The organism is Leptothrix ochracea L12 (genome assembly GCF_000262525.1).
In genome coordinates, this window is sequence record NZ_JH660675.1 from 17,742 (window position 1) to 32,638 (window position 14,897).

General features: G+C 56.1%; 14 protein-coding genes. 9 read left to right on the top strand and 5 right to left on the bottom strand.

Features of this window, described 5'->3' with window-relative positions; all coding sequences use genetic code 11:
- Window positions 1–67 precede the first annotated feature (67 nt).
- Window positions 68–1,888 carry a TolC family protein gene (locus LEPOCDRAFT_RS01055; protein ID WP_052306349.1) on the bottom strand — a complete coding sequence of 607 codons (1,821 nt, stop codon included), beginning with the start codon at window positions 1,886–1,888 and terminating at the stop codon, window positions 68–70.
- Between the two features lie 456 nt (window positions 1,889–2,344).
- Here LEPOCDRAFT_RS01055 and LEPOCDRAFT_RS02780 point away from each other — a divergent pair, with 456 nt between their 5' ends.
- Genes LEPOCDRAFT_RS02780 through LEPOCDRAFT_RS01070 form a run of 4 tightly spaced genes read left to right on the top strand, consistent with a single transcriptional unit; the run spans window position 2,345 to window position 6,650 of the window.
- Window positions 2,345–2,713 carry a hypothetical protein gene (locus LEPOCDRAFT_RS02780; RefSeq protein ID WP_156793933.1) on the top strand — a complete coding sequence of 123 codons (369 nt, stop codon included), beginning with the start codon at window positions 2,345–2,347 and terminating at the stop codon, window positions 2,711–2,713.
- A complete protein-coding gene (locus LEPOCDRAFT_RS02635) occupies window positions 2,713–3,027 on the top strand; it encodes a hypothetical protein (RefSeq protein ID WP_245526366.1) in 315 nt (104 codons plus the stop codon). The genes LEPOCDRAFT_RS02780 and LEPOCDRAFT_RS02635 overlap by 1 nt, the downstream gene beginning before the upstream one ends.
- A 43-nt stretch (window positions 3,028–3,070) precedes the next feature.
- The gene (locus LEPOCDRAFT_RS01065) at window positions 3,071–4,996 is read left to right on the top strand and encodes a bifunctional diguanylate cyclase/phosphodiesterase (RefSeq protein WP_009453336.1); all 1,926 of its coding nucleotides are present in this window, start codon (window positions 3,071–3,073) and stop codon (window positions 4,994–4,996) included.
- A 7-nt stretch (window positions 4,997–5,003) separates the two neighbouring features.
- Entirely contained in the window at window positions 5,004–6,650 is a 1,647-nt protein-coding gene (locus LEPOCDRAFT_RS01070; RefSeq protein ID WP_009453337.1) for an acyl-CoA synthetase, read from the top strand.
- Here LEPOCDRAFT_RS01070 and LEPOCDRAFT_RS01075 read toward each other — a convergent pair.
- Entirely contained in the window at window positions 6,647–7,438 is a 792-nt protein-coding gene (locus LEPOCDRAFT_RS01075) for a hypothetical protein (RefSeq protein ID WP_216579393.1), read from the bottom strand. The genes LEPOCDRAFT_RS01070 and LEPOCDRAFT_RS01075 overlap by 4 nt on opposite strands.
- Before the next feature lie 82 nt (window positions 7,439–7,520).
- Window positions 7,521–9,161: a ShlB/FhaC/HecB family hemolysin secretion/activation protein gene (locus LEPOCDRAFT_RS01080; RefSeq protein ID WP_009453340.1), complete on the bottom strand. Its 1,641-nt coding sequence runs from the start codon at window positions 9,159–9,161 to the stop codon at window positions 7,521–7,523.
- Between the two features lie 87 nt (window positions 9,162–9,248).
- Between LEPOCDRAFT_RS01080 and nadC the strand changes: the two genes are divergently transcribed.
- Window positions 9,249–10,106 (top strand): carboxylating nicotinate-nucleotide diphosphorylase, encoded by an 858-nt coding sequence (gene nadC, locus LEPOCDRAFT_RS01085; RefSeq protein WP_009453341.1) that lies wholly within the window; start codon window positions 9,249–9,251, stop codon window positions 10,104–10,106.
- On the opposite strand, the gene LEPOCDRAFT_RS01090 is transcribed toward nadC, so the two are convergent.
- On the bottom strand, window positions 10,097–11,209 hold the full coding sequence (locus tag LEPOCDRAFT_RS01090; protein WP_009453342.1) for a site-specific integrase: 1,113 nt from the start codon (window positions 11,207–11,209) through the stop codon (window positions 10,097–10,099). The two genes, nadC and LEPOCDRAFT_RS01090, sit on opposite strands and share 10 nt — an antisense overlap.
- 107 nt (window positions 11,210–11,316) lie before the next feature.
- On the opposite strand from LEPOCDRAFT_RS01090, the gene LEPOCDRAFT_RS01095 reads away from it, so the two are divergent.
- Together LEPOCDRAFT_RS01095 and LEPOCDRAFT_RS01100 are read left to right on the top strand one after the other, a co-directional pair.
- Window positions 11,317–12,210 (top strand): DNA-binding protein, encoded by an 894-nt coding sequence (locus LEPOCDRAFT_RS01095; protein WP_009453343.1) that lies wholly within the window; start codon window positions 11,317–11,319, stop codon window positions 12,208–12,210.
- Window positions 12,211–12,332: 122 nt separating this feature from the next.
- A complete protein-coding gene (locus LEPOCDRAFT_RS01100; RefSeq protein WP_009453344.1) occupies window positions 12,333–13,343 on the top strand; it encodes a D-2-hydroxyacid dehydrogenase family protein in 1,011 nt (336 codons plus the stop codon).
- A 27-nt stretch (window positions 13,344–13,370) separates the two neighbouring features.
- Here the strand turns inward: LEPOCDRAFT_RS01100 and LEPOCDRAFT_RS01105 are convergent, their stop codons facing one another.
- Window positions 13,371–13,988, bottom strand: coding sequence for a hypothetical protein (locus LEPOCDRAFT_RS01105; protein ID WP_156793935.1), 618 nt, complete (start codon window positions 13,986–13,988; stop codon window positions 13,371–13,373).
- Between the two features lie 123 nt (window positions 13,989–14,111).
- Here LEPOCDRAFT_RS01105 and LEPOCDRAFT_RS01110 point away from each other — a divergent pair, with 123 nt between their 5' ends.
- Window positions 14,112–14,585, top strand: coding sequence for a TetR/AcrR family transcriptional regulator (locus LEPOCDRAFT_RS01110; RefSeq protein WP_009453346.1), 474 nt, complete (start codon window positions 14,112–14,114; stop codon window positions 14,583–14,585).
- Entirely contained in the window at window positions 14,582–14,797 is a 216-nt protein-coding gene (locus LEPOCDRAFT_RS02965) for a hypothetical protein (protein ID WP_245526367.1), read from the top strand. The genes LEPOCDRAFT_RS01110 and LEPOCDRAFT_RS02965 overlap by 4 nt, the downstream gene beginning before the upstream one ends.
- Window positions 14,798–14,897: the final 100 nt, after the last annotated feature.

Below are 14,897 nucleotides of genomic sequence, written 5' to 3' on the forward strand. Positions count from 1 at the left end.
AGCAACTAGCTCAGTAGGCCAAGAAAAGGGGCCGTGTTGAAAACACGGCCCCTTTTCTATGGGGCCATCAACGCTTGGACTTTTCTTGCGTGATAACCCACGTACCCTTGATGCGCTTCCACAGCAACGTTTTCTGAGTCGTATCACTGAAATTATTGGATGAATACGACTGATTGAACGTGATCTCGACGGTTTCAGCGTTGATCACACGTACTTTTTCATTGGTGAGCTTGATCTGAATCGGGCCGTTCTTGCTCAACAGCCGTGACCGATTGTCCAGCCACTTCTCGCGTGTCACGCCCACCGGACTGAAGCTTTGATCGTAGAAAGCAACATAGCCACTCACATCTTTGGCTTGCCACGCACCGACCCATGCCGACAGACGCTCTTTGACAGACTGAGCCGCAGCGGTCTGCGCGGCAGACGAGGCAGGTGCACCACCTCTGAGGGTTGGAGATTGCGACAAGGACTCATCGCTCACCGAACCGCCGCCAACAATGTTTGTTGACAGCGGTGACGACAAACCCGAAGCACCCGGCAACGTTGCCGGCAACACGGGTGGATCGGTCATCACTGGGCATTGAGTGGCCTCTTCAGCGCCACCATTATCAGGCGCTGTCTCTGCGTCAGTGGAATTACTCCGCTTCAGTTCCAACGTGTTGAGAAGCTCTCCAGTGGCAGCACGTACCCGCGCTTTGGCGATGAAAAGATCATGCTCAGCGTTGGTTCGCGCGCGCTTGGCCGTATAAACCTCGTTCTCAGCATTCAAGACATCAATGACCCGTGTTTTGGCTTGACCAGAAGCTGCACCTTGGTCATAAGTAGCCAGAATCGCCTTTCGGGCCAGTTCAGAGGCTTCTACATTGCTGGTATGGAACCTAACTTGTTCCGTTAACTGGGCAACATCATTGGCCGCAATAGCAGCGACTTGGCGTGCATCACGACAAGCGCGATCTCGCTGACTGACCGCTTGTTCGATCAGCTTGGCTTGCTGGCGCATCTTTGCTTGATCGGAGCCGCCGTTGTACAAATTCCAGTTCAAGGCGACGCCAGCCTTGGTTTCGCTGGTTTTGTCAGCAATGCCATCCATGTTTTGGCCAACACCACTGCGAACCCGCGCTTCAACTTTGGGTTGATACGCTGACTCGCCCTCTTGCGCCTGAGCCCGAGCAGATTGAAGATTGGCGATGGCGGCGCGAACTTGAGCACTTTTGTGAATCGCTTGATCAATCAACGCGCCAGCATTGACGGTCTTCGTGCTGTCTTGAAGCGCACGAGCAGATTCCGAGTCCTGCAAAGTGAGGGATGTTGTCGGCACCATCCCGACAATGCGGCGATAACGCTCCATCACGTCATGAAGATTGGACCGCTCTGTAAACAGATTTGATTGGGCCAAAATTTTTCGTGCTTCTGTTTGCTTGGCATTACCTTGGCTGTCTGCACCTCTGAGCGTTCCCGTGGCTTGGCGAGAATTAAAGGCTTGGTGTTGCTGGAGGTTTTCTTCGGCCAGTCGAACCAACGCTAAGGCACGAGCGACATCGGCATGTGCACGAACGGCCTCAAGCGCCACCTGTTCGGTGACATCAAGGAACTCGTAATAGCGCGTTTTGCTGGTGTGATTGAGCCGATCCACTTGGGATTGCGTCGCCATTCCATCCCACAGCAACTGTGTGGCAGTGACTGATAAGCCCGTGACAACGACGGACTGTGCTTCAGGTTGGCGTGTGGTGACTTTGTCCCATTTGCGGGCTGCTTCAGAGTTCAGATCAACACGAGGCATTAACCCACCACGAGCGACGTCAATCTCCTCGCGAGAGGCTTGGAAGGCTTGATATTTGGCAGCAACATCGGGGTTGGTATCGATGGCGCAGCTGGCAGCGATCCTCAATGGGCCACCACCTCTTGCGGGATCTTGGGCGGTACCACCACCACAGCCAGCAGTCGCAGACGCGGCGGCCATTGACTGCGATGGAGCGCCCTGGGCCACAGTCTGCTGAGCGCAGACTAACTGGCAAGCCAACGCTGTCGCGCTGAGCAAAAGAGTAGAGATTTTATTCATCGGCATTGCATCCTCATGACGGCCACACCCTCAGACTCTGCAATGGAGTCAACTTTGCACTCAGGGTGTGAACTCGGTGACATTCGACTGGGGCGTCAGGCTGATTTTCCCTGAGGAGAGTATTCCACAACTTCGAGTCTTCACCCGCATGATTGATCTCTTGGTTCAACCAAGTCACCATGAATGATCAAAAGTAGGAAGACTTGGTTGATACTTCGCTCCATGAATACGCTACCAACGAACAATTCCGGGCCCGTCACGAAGTTTCGAAAGGTGACTATGGGCTTGTCAAGCATCGCAGCAGATGGTCTGTCATTTGACTTCAAGCAATTGGGCGTAGCCGTGTTGGTCTTGGCTGTGATGGCGGGTGTTGTTCACGCATGGAATCCAGACTTGATGCGCCGTAGTGCCACGCTCTATGGCCCCGCTGCGACACGAGTCACTGTGGATATACAGGCGCTGTTGCAATCAAATGCTGGACTGAGCGAAGCAGATCGAGTTACGAATACCAATATTTTTATCAATGGCCGCCTGATTCAAGACCTTGATAAAAATGTTTGGGGTGTTGAAGATTATTGGGCCAGTCCGATGGAGTTTTTTCAAAGGAGCGTGGTGATTGTGAAGATTTTGCGATTGCCAAATACTATGCTTTGATGGCTCTAGGGGTGCCTCAGGAGAGACTACGTCTTATTTATGTGATGTTTAGTGCTGCTCCCAACGAACTTCAGCAGGCACACATGGTTCTTGCTTACTATCAATTTCCAGATGTAGAACCGTACATTCTTGATAATTTGATTGACGATGTCCGATTGGCATCATATCGACCGGATTTAGAGCCCATTTTTAGTTTCAATGGTGAAGGCCTATGGTGGGGGAGCCAAGGAAATGAAGCCGGTAATCCTTTGGCGAGCTTATCTCCTTGGCGCAGGGTTGTCTCTAAGGCAAAGAATCAAGGTTTTATAGATTAATATTCATCCATGAGTGTGAATAGTCCTCACAGGAGATTTTTATATGTCCTTGATTAAACAAGTTTGGTCATTAGTAATAGGTGTAATACTTTTTGCCTGTTTGGGATGCCTTGTTTTTTCTGTCTTATCTGCCAGAAGTTATCTTGAGAGTCAACTGGCGATCAAGAATCACGATACAGCTGAGTCCCTTGCGTTGACGCTTTCACAGCGCGACAGTAACCGAACGATGTTGGAGAGGGGGATATCGACACAATTTGACACTGGGCATTACAAATCAATATTGCTTCGATCATCTGGTGGTTTGGTGATCATTGAACGATCCATGGATTTGAAAGACTTTGGCGCACCGGTCTGGTTTTCCGAATTGATCCCCATCGATTCTCCAGTAGGTCATGCCCAAGTGATGTCGGGTTGGAAACAACTGGGAACCATCGAGGTCATCAGCCATACAGGATTTGCTTACGCTGATCTTTGGGCCGGAACATTGCGTCTTGTCGGTTGGATGTTTGTGATCGCCATCATCGGCGTGACGATTGGTCATCGTGCGGTCCAACGACTTCGCCAACCCTTGGATCTGCTGGCAAAGCAAGCTGACAAACTGGTTGAGAATCGTTTTGCCTCGCTTCCAAAACCCATCCCCATTCCTAAAACGCCGGAATTGAAACGCGTGGTGGAAGCCGTCAATCAGATGGTGATGCAAATTCGGGCGTTATTTGCGGAACAGAGCACCCAGATTGAGGCACTTCGACGAGCAACCACTTGTGATCCATTGACTGGGGTCGCACATCGGCAACATTTTTTGGCTGAGGCCGGTGCCACGCTGGATCAGCAAGACGGTAATCCCGTTGGCGGGTTGCTTCTGATTCGACTCAACAAGCTTTCAGATTTGAATGTGCTGGTCGGGCGCGCACGCACCGATGCATTACTCAGGGATATCGCCATCGCACTCAGTCATCCGTTGGCTGGATATCTGGACTCGGTGCTCCATGTGGGTCGGTTGAATGGGACTGATTTTGGTTTATTGGTGGCGGCATCAGATGATTTGCGGGGCCTCGCAAATGCTTGGTTGGAGCGCGTTCGGCAATTGGTTGCTGCATTTCCAGCAGCGTCAGTGACTGTTTCGGGTGCAGCCATGCAGCCAGGGATGGGGCTGATGCAGTTGATGCTTGCTGCTGATTTGGCCCTTGCCCAAGCGGAAGCGCGTGGTAGCAAAACCGCTGAAATTGAGTCCGGGCAATCAGCTACATCCCAAGCTGGTGGGGAGGCCGCATGGCGACGTCAATTGATTGGGGCGCTCACGCATCCAAGTCACGCCCGGCTTGAAGAATTCCCGGTGGTGGATCAAAACGGTCAGACCGTGCACGCAGAAGCACGCTTACGTCTGCAACTCGTCGATGGGGGGCCATTCACAACTGCCAATATTTGGTTGCCGATGGCAATGCGAACACGTCTGACGGCACGCCTCGATGAGATGGCATTGACTTTGGCACTGCAAGACATCAGTCGCGATGGACAACCACGGGCGATCAGCATTGCCTTGTTGTCTCTGCGCAGCCCGGAATTTGTCTTGCGTCTGGTGCAAGGCATCAAGCTTGCACCCAAGGCTGCAGCCAGTCTTTGGGTCGAGGTGGATGAAGACGCTTTGGCAAGCTATCCGATGGTTACTGCAGAGTTGTGCCGCGTCTTGCGGGCTTACAAAGTGCGCGTTGGACTGGAACATGCCGGCGAACGACTGCAAGCGATCGGGGTCTTGCAAGAGTGTGGCTTGGACTACGTCAAGCTCTCCAGAGATTTCACCGCTGGGGTGGCCACCGACTCAGCACAAGCCGTTTTGGTGCGTAGTGCCTGTCACTTGTTGCGGGGCTTGAAATTGCAAGTGATCGCGGAAAGCGTCTCTGACGCTGCCGATCTTGAAGCTTTGTGGGCTTGTGGTATCGATGGTATTAGCGGCCAAGTACGACAGGAGTGATGCATTCATGAGATCGATTTACGATCACGAACTACCTAAAACCGCCGCCAATTTTGTGGCGCTGTCGCCGGTGAGTTTTGTCGAGCGCAGCGCTGAGGTTTTTGGCGACTTACCGGCTGTGATCCATGGCACCCGGCGCTACAGCTGGGCTCAAACCCGGGACCGCAGCGCGCGGCTGGCAGCGGCCCTGCGCGCCATGGGTGTTCAGCGTGGCAGCACCGTGAGCGTGATGCTGCCCAACACGCCCGAGATGATTGAGGCGCATTACGCCGTGCCAGCGTTGGGCGCGGTGCTCAATACCCTCAACACCCGATTGGATGCCGCCTTGCTGGCTTGGCAGTTGAACCACTGCGAAGCCCAAGTGCTGATCACCGACAGTGAATTTGCGCCGGTGATGGACAAGACCTTGGCCTTGCTCAAAAGCGTGCATGGCCGTGACCTGATCGTCATCGACGTTTGCGACAGCGAATTTGCCGGCGAGCACGCCTGCTTGGGCCAGCATGAATACGAAGAGCTGTTGGCTGAATACGCGCCCTTGGTTCGACTTGAAGGTCCGGTGGACGAGTGGGATGCCATTGCCGTGAGTTACACCAGCGGCACCACCGGCGACCCCAAAGGGGTGGTGACCCATCACCGAGGCGCTTATCTGAACGCGGTGAGCAATGCGGCGACGTGGACCATGCCGCACTTCCCGGTCTATCTGTGGACGCTGCCGATGTTCCATTGCAATGGCTGGTGCTTCCCGTGGACCCTCGCCATGCTGGGCGGTACCCATGTGTGCCTGCGCAAGGTCGATGCCAAGCTCATTTTGGAGGCGATGGCCGATCACCAGGTGGATCACTACTGCGCCGCACCCATCGTTCACAGTTTGTTGATCAACGCGCCAGCTGAGTTGCGCGTGGGCCTTGGCAAGGTGCGTGGTTTGGTGGCGGGTGCTGCACCACCGGCGGCGATGATCGAAGGCATGGCGCGCATCGGCTTTGATCTGACCCATGTCTACGGGCTGACCGAGGTCTACGGCCCGGCAGCGGTGGCGGTGCAGCGCCCCAGTTGGGCGAGCGCATCCATTTCAGAGCAAGCACGCCTCAATGGTCGTCAAGGGGTGCGTTATGCGCTTCAAGAAGGCATGACGGTGATGGATCCCGAGTCGATGGCCGAGGTTCGGGCGGATGGTGCTCACATGGGTGAAATCATGTTCCGGGGCAACATCGTCATGAAGGGCTACTTGAAGAACCCGGGTGCAACAGCAGCTTCCTTTGCGGGCGGCTGGTTCCATACCGGCGACTTGGCGGTGATCGAGCCAGATCGCTACGTCAAGATCAAGGACCGTAGCAAGGACATCATCATTTCAGGGGGAGAGAACATCTCGTCCATTGAGGTGGAAGATGCCCTTTATCGTCACCCCGCCGTGACGGCTTGCGCTGTGGTGGCCAAGCCTGATCCAAAGTGGGGTGAGACGCCGTTGGCCTATGTTGAACTGGCTCTCGGAGCCCGTGTCACCGCCCAAGAGCTGATTGCGCACTGCAAATCGCTGCTTGCGGGCTACAAGGTGCCGCGCGAGATACGCTTCGAGGCGATCCCCAAAACTTCGACCGGCAAGATCCAAAAGTTTCAGCTGCGCGAGCGCGCCAAATCGAACGAAGCCATCGGTTAAGTCAAGTCGCTTTTTTGGGCCTTGCGCATCGCCCAGCGCGCGCGCATGTTTCGCCACAGGCCGGCTGGGGTCAGGATGTGTTCTAGCTTGAAGTGCTTGATCAGCTTGCGCTTCACGATCTCCTTGATCAGCCACTGAAGCGGGTTGGCGATGATCTTGGCGATGAATTTTTGAATCAGTGAGAACAGAATTTGCAGGAACGATCCTGCGGTGCCGCCCACCGCCCCCGCTGTCGCAGCCGCTGTGCCTGTGGCAGCGATCGCTACGCTCCCGACGGTGGTGACGCCTGCCATCACCATGCCTACCCCCACCACTGCGATCGTCACCACCGCTGCGGTCGCCGCAGTGGTTGGCGTGATGTTTTTGATTTTGTCCATCAGCCCGGAGGGCTCCGATGCCGCTGGCACAACGGATGGAGGTGTTGTTGGAATGGAAGCGGGTGGTTCCATCACTGGAGCCGAGGCTGGTTGAGGCTGATCCACCTCGGGTTCGGGCGTCCGAACTTGAATCTTGGGAAGGGATGGTTGCTTGACCGCTTCAGCTGCCAATCGTGGAACCTCCACTGGTGGCGTTGCGGCAAGGGGTGCGCTGACTGGGATAACCGGTGGTGGCGTGATGGTGGGTGCCGAAGCGGCTGGAAGTTCCTTGGCCTCAACGATCTGAAGATCATCGAGTCCCCGAGCAGCTGGAACGGTTGGCAGGCTCACCGCCTGCCGCATTTGAGGCCCATCGATGCCCCATTGGAGACTCTGGGCGTCATTCTGGGCTTGGGTAGCCGTTGTTGCCAAACCAAGCCATAGGCCGAGCAACAGAGCGCGGAGGAGAAACGATGGATTCATCATGCGGGGTAGGTCTTGGTGGTGGCGTTCGTCAGAACGCTTGTGTCAGATTCAGCCAGAGGCGTGGTCGGGTATCGATGGTTTGCCAAGACACTTGGGCCATCAGTTGTGTCTTTGGCAAAGGGTGCAGCTCGAAACCCACGCCCAGACTTTCTCGGTTAAACCAGTGGTCGGTGTAACTAGAACCAGGCGCTTGATTCAAAACACCCCAACCGACGTCTCCAAAGATAAACCCGTCAATGATTTGCCCCGTACGTCGTAGTTCAGCGCCAGCCACCAAACCGGTGTCCACTCGGGCATCGGAGCTGTCATAGGCTCGCACAGCCTGTGGACCACCGAGTCGCAATTGTTCCGATCGTGGTAGCGCCTTATCCGCCCATTGCGCATCTGCTCGGGTGTTGGCCTGCCAATGAGCATCCATGCGAGTGGCCAAAGCCCAGCGGGAGGTCACAAGCATGAACGATTCCATATCACTTACACGACCGGCAGTGGCGGTTCCTTCGAAATTTTGCTGCTGCCCCAGACTCTGGCGCCGCTCACTCCAACCCAGTGTGAAGCTATCCATATCTCGATCATCCACGATGAATTCGAGTTGATTGTGATAGTTGCGATGTTCCAGCCGAGCGGAGATCTTGCCAAATCGCCCCGGTTGTCGAATCAGCGTTGTTGAGACCTCCGCAGCGACCATCGCTGCGTGCCCATGCTCAACCGAGTTCGGAAAATCTAAGTTGAGGAGTGAGGAATGCGGGCTGAGGCTGTATTCGAGATAAGCCAGATCTAGGCCCGCTTGCCACCCTTCCGTCTGGTGCGTCAAGGTGGCCTGACTCCGAAAATTACCCTGTCCCAAGGCCGTGAGTCTTGTGGTCAAGCCGGTCCCGAGTGATCCGACGTGACGCCAGTTCAGCGTGGCATCCGCTTGGCCAGATGTACCGGGTAGCAGAGGCACATTGTTGAGTTCCACGCGACCAACAAGGCTGGGTTCGCGCTGCGCATGCAGGCTCAGATCGGTTCTGCCGGGTTCTTGGCTAGGGGCCAAAACGATTTGACTGCGTACCCCGGGTAATTCGGACAAGGTGAGCCGGTGCTGTTCTAGGACGTCAAGCCGCAGCGGATCACCCGTTTGCATATGAAGGTATGAGCGCAGGGTGGCGACATCCTCCGGTTGGGGTGTGACCACATTGATGTTGCCAACCTGGCCTTCGCTGACGGCAAATTCGATGATGCCGCCGCGAACCTGTTGGATGGGTAGATAGGCTTGAGCGGCGTCATACCCTTGACGGTGATAAAACTCACTCAGTCGAGCTGCCAGTGCTTGGAGTTGGTTGAAATTGAGGTCACGCCCAACACTGTCATCAAGCAAAGCAACCAGTTCGTTTTCAGGAAAACGCGTGTTGCCGTGCACCCGAAAACCTGCAACGTGGATTGTTTTGGCACTTACTGTTGTTTCAGAGTGGATGGTTGGCTGCTGTACCGGAGGCGGCAAGGTCTCGCGGTTGACCGTAGCTTCGGTTACGGACCACGCCGCTTCCGGCTGGAGCGGTGGCTTGAGTCGCAGCAGATCAGCGTTGCTGAACGCTTGGGCTGGACCTGATCCCAGCAGCACCCCAAACAGCAGGACGTAGATGCTGTTTGCAGGCGTGAAGTGACGGTGAATAAAAGGCTTGTGGGTCATGCTACTGTGGCGACAATCAGCCTAGATGGGCCTGAATGGGCTCGGATGATAAGGCCCCGGCATCTCGTTTCAACTCGTCTTCAAAGCATGGTTTCCTTCTCCCTTCCGCATGACTTGCAAAACAACGTCGATCTGGCTTTGGCCGAAGACATCGGTTCTGGCGACGTGACTGCCCGGCTGGTGCCGGCCGACAAGCAGGCCCAGGCTCGACTGATCAGCCGGGAACAGGCTGTGCTTTGTGGTCAGCCATGGTTTGATGCGGTCTTTAAGACGCTCGACCCGCATGTGCGTATCCATTGGCAAGTGCGTGAAGGGGCGGCTGTTCAAGCCAATCAAACGCTGTGCACCCTCGAAGGACCGGCTCGGGCCATCTTGACGGGTGAGCGCACAGCGATGAACTTTCTGCAAACGCTCTCTGGCACCGCCACGGTGGTGCGGCGTTATGTCGAAGTGGTGGCCAGCACGGGTTGCCGCATCGCCGATACCCGGAAAACTCTGCCCGGTCTGCGCAACGCCCAGAAATACGCCGTGCTGTGCGGCGGCGGCGTGAATCACCGCATTGGCTTGTACGACGGCATCTTGATCAAGGAAAACCACATCGCTGCTGCGGGCGGCATCCGTCAAGCGATTCAAGCGGCCCGAGCCCTCCAAGCCCATGTGCCCTTGATGACGGAAGCTGAAGATCTGGATGAGGCTCGGATTGCGCTCGAAGAAGACGTCGATCTGCTCTTGATCGACGATTTTTCCATCGAACAGATCCGCACCGCTGTGGCCTTGACACGGGCGCACCGTGCGGGCGGTGGTCGCACCGTGCTTGAATATTCTGGCGGTGCCAGTCTTGACACCATTGGGCCGATCGCCGCTTGTGGTGTGGATCGCATTTCGGTCGGCTCCCTCACCAAGCATGTCCGTGCGCTCGACCTATCGATGCGCGTTCAAGCTTGATGGCCTGCTTGATCGTCTTCCTTATCAAGCAGGCGGCTGGCGCGGCTAAAAGCTTCGCCAGCCCGGAAGTAACCGACCACCGAAGCGACTGAACGATGGCCGGTGAGAGCCATGGTCTCGGCCAGGGGAATCTGCTGACGGGCGGCCTCGGTGACGAAGCCGCTGCGCAGCGAGTGCGCTGAATAGCCTTCAGCGCTCAAACCGGCTTGCAGGCTGCGCGCCTTGACGATGTCGCGTACAGCGGCGTCGGCCAAAGGCTCCGCAATCACATCACCCCTTCGAATGCGCCGGAAGATGGCGCCTTGCTGGATGCCGCTGGCTGCTAGCCAGGCGCTAAGCGCTTGTGCCGCGCGACCGGCAATGGGCTTGAGATTTTCTGGACGCTCGGCACCGTCGGGGTTGGTCTTCGAGTGGCGCAGCACGTAGAGACATTCCTCCGGGCTGAGCCATTGCAGATCTTCGACGCAGGCCGAGCAAACTTCAGAGCGACGCCGCCCGCCGCTTGACCAAGCAAACAGCAGCAAGGCGCGATCACGCAAGCCACGCAGTGAGTCATCACAGGTGGCCAGCAGCGCTTCGAGCGGCTCGCGCGTGAGCGCCGGCTTGCGCTCGGCCGTGTCGCCACGCCGGGCAAAAGCACGGCGCGTGCGCAGCAACAGTGCTTTGACGCTTTCATGAGCGCAGGGGTTGGGCAGAGCCTGCACACGGTGCAGGGCCGACAGCACCCGCACGCGGTGCATGACTGTATTGAGCGTGGGCATGGCTGTCGCCCCGACAAAACCTTGGCGCTTGAGAGCTTCCCCCAGTTCAGGCGGCAACTCCCGCCGCACGCTGCCATCGCTGCTGCGGTGCCCGGCGTGATCGAGCACGAACTGCACCACCACCGTCGCATCGACCGGCACCGCCAAGGGCTGGCAGTAACGCAGCGCATGCCACGCCATCCAGTAGCGCAAGGCCGATTGGTAGCTGCGCCGGGTGTGCGGTGATTCGCCTTCACGCATCAAGGCGCGCAAAGCCTGCTCAGAACCTGTCATCAACAAGCTGAGATCCAAGGTGGCCAGGGTTGGTGAAGGGATCAATACCGATGTTTTGTTTGATTTCATATGTAGTACGTATGATTTATTATGTGTACAATTGCACGATAGAATTTAAGTCACGATAAGCATTCATTATCGTGAGTAAAGTTAGTTTTGCACAACAAGGAATCGCCATGAGCCGAGGAATCACCGCCAACGATGTCTGGCAGGCTGCCGACGAACTGCTCCAAGCTGGCGAGCGACCGACCATCGAGCGGGTGCGCCTCAAAATGGGCCGTGGCTCGCCCAACACCGTGAGTCCGCATTTGGACGGCTGGTTTGCCAGCTTGGGGGCGCGACTCGATACGGCGGTGGTCAACGGACAAGGCAAGTCAGGGGCAGGGCGCTTGGCTGGAAGTTTTGATACGGTGGATGCGACCAACCCGGACGAGGCCTTTACGTTGGCCGCATCGACGTTTTGGCAGTTATCGTTGACATCGGCACGCCACGCCGTGGAAGCCAGCTTGAGCGAGGTCCGCACAGCTTTGACTCAACAAGCTGAGGATTTAAAGCAAGCGCAAGACAAGTTAGAACTGAAGGCGCAGCGCATGGCGGCTCGCCAAGAAGGCTTGGAGCGCGCGCTGCATGGCGCTGAGCACCAAAGGGCTGAAGCGGCTCAGCGCGCAGCCTCTTTGGATGCGCAACTGAATGTGTTGCAGCAACAGCGCGAGAAAGAGCGCGCAGCCTTGATCGAAGAGCGCCAACAACTGGCGCAGCGCAGCTTGGAGCAAGAACGCCATTGGCAACTTGAGTTGGAGCGCACCCGTGAGGCGCATAAGCAACAGATGCAGCAAGCCCAGCAGCAGGTGGAGCGTGTGACCCAAGAACGTCTCGTCCAGCAAAAAGAAGCCGTCGCGTTGCAGCAACGTTTTGAAGAACGCGAGCAAGCAACACAAGCCAAGTTGCATCAACTGCTGAGCCAACTGCACGAGGCTCAAGCCAGTCAGCGCGCGCAAGGCTCATCAAGCATCGAAAGGGCCGGTTCGGTGCGCTTCAAAGTGCGTAAATTACGCCGAAACCCAGCATAAATTTGACATAATATACATCGTCATGCATTAATAATATGCGACAACACCCCCAATCTATGGGCACCATCCATGCTTAAGAAAGCAGAAATCACAGGCACAATCGAGGCTAACTTCTGAGTGCCATGAACATCATCATCCTGGACGATTACCAAGACGCGGTGCGCAAATTGCACTGTGCCAAGCGTCTGGAAGCCTTCAATCCCAAGGTTTACACCAATACTGTCAAAGGCATCGGGCAGCTTTCTGTGCGCCTCAAAGAGGCCGAAGTGATTGTCGCCGTGCGGGATCGAACGTCTTTTCCACGTCTTTTGCTTGAAAAGCTACCCAAATTGCGGCTTATTGCTCAAACCGGCCGCGTGGGCTCGCATATCGACTTAGAGGCATGCACGCGGTTAGGTATTGCCGTGGCCGAAAGCCTCGGTGGGCCTGTGGCTCCTGCTGAATTGACGTGGGCGCTGATCATGGCTTCGATGCGTCGTTTGCCGCAATACATCGGCAATCTCAAGCACGGTGCTTGGCAGCAATCCGGACTCAAAGCGGGCTCCATGCCACCCAATTTCTGCTTGGGTACCACGCTCAAAAGCAAAACTTTGGGCATTTGGGGTTACGGCCGGATCGGACGACTTGTCGCCGGATATGGCCGCGCTTTTGGTATGGATGTGCAAATCTGGGGCAGCGAAGCTTCGCGCCAAGAAGCTGTTGATGATGGCTTTTCAGTGGCCGACAGTCGCGAAGCGCTTTTCGAAAGCAGCGACGTCCTGAGCGTGCATTTGCGGCTGACACCCAGCACTCAAGGTCTGATCACGCTGGATGATTTTGCCCGGATGAAACCTACCGCCCTGTTTGTGAACACGTCACACGCCGAGTTGGTGCAAGACAGTGCGTTGGTCGCCGCACTCAATCGCGGCCACCCCGGTATGGCTGCTGTGGATGTGTTTGAGAGCGAGCCGATCCTTCAAGGGCATCCGCTGTTACGCCTCGAAAATGCCGTCTGCACACCTCACATTGGCTACGTCGAACTCGATAATTTCGAGCATTACTTCGACGCAGCCTTTGAGAACGTACTGAACTTCATCCATGGCACGCCCACGCACATCCTGAACCCAGAGGTCTTGGGCAGGATGTCATCTTGATTGATGGGTTTGGGAGCCGTTTAGGCGTCAGGCTTTCGGCACAAAATTGAAGCCTACCCCGGTGTTAGAAACCTTCATGGCACCGAGTTGAACCCCCAAAGTGTCGAGCCCTTGAACCAGTTTGTCGGGCAATTTGTGGACGGTGAACCCTTCCAAAACTTGCTCGACCAGCAACCCTCCCAAACGTTGCACTTGCGGTGCGATAGCCTGAGGCACGGCACTTAGGCTGAGCTTGTCGGATCGCACAGAGGCCAAGCGCAGGCTGTGATCGGTCGGCTCATAGCGCAAGCCGCTACTGATGCCAAAATTCCCGGTGAGCGTCTTTCGAGCAAACAAAACATCAGTGCCGACCGACATATCCAATTCAGTACCGATGCGGTTGTTGGCCGGTTGCAACGCCAGCTTGGGCAAACCCAGCCCTACGTCAAAGAATTCCAACATCCGTCGATTGAGCGGGAAGAAGCCGGACATTGATTCACGCAAGCTGTCCACGCTCATTTCGTAGCCCTTGAGGCGATCAAGTCCGCCAGCACAACCGGCCACACTGAAGGTAAAAACCCCCGCCACTGCCATGCCACCGCCTGCACCAAAAAGACGTAAAACGTCGCGCCGGGTGGGGCCAGAAGATGATTTTGAGAGGTTCATGATCTTGGATCCAAGAAGAAAGTTTGCATCATGCCGCAACATCTTTGAAAGATTACTGACCAATTAGTCACTTAGAATCATGGTGTGATCACCCTCCAAGTTGTCCCTTCTTCTCCTGTCACCATGGTGGCGCCCCATCAGCGGCGCAAGGCCGAGCGTCCGCAAGAGCTTTTGGAAGCAGCGCTGTCACTCTTTGTCGAAAAAGGCTATGCCGCCACGCGTGCCGAGGAAGTCGCCCATCGGGCGGGTGTGTCCAAGGGCACTTTGTACCTTTATTACCCCAGCAAAGAAGAGCTTCTCAAGGCGGTGATCCGACAATTTATCGGCACCGAGATCACAGCTGGAGGCCTAGAAGTTGAGCAGTTCAACGGCTCCTGTACTGAGGCCATGCGGACACTTTTGCCGCCAGGCTGGTTGCGACTTCTCAACAGCCCTGCCTCAGGCGTCTTCAAGCTGATCATGACCGAGGTCCATCACATCCCGGAACTGGCTGATTTCTATCAACAAGAAGTCGTTGGTCCGGGTGAAAAATCGTCGCTGACTTGTTGCAGCGAGGCATCGACCAAGGTGAGTTCCGCCCGGTGGATGTCAGCATGACGGTGCGCTCGATCACGTTGCCTTTGGCGATGCTTTGCATCCATAAACATTCGCTGGGATGCTGCGGTGCCCAGCATCAGCTGCCTTTTGATCCGGATCGATTCGTTCAAGCCCATGTCGATTTGGTGCTTGCCGGCCTTTCCATCCACCTTCATGCAGGAAGCAGCACAGCCACTGCCCTGCCCCTTCTTTCAAGTCTGGAAAACTCCTGATGAATCGCACGTTGCGTCTCGGTTTGATCGTCGCTGCTGTTTTGGTGGTGGCCGGTGTGGGTGGTCGTCTGATGATGGTCAAAGGTGGCGCAGCCGCCCC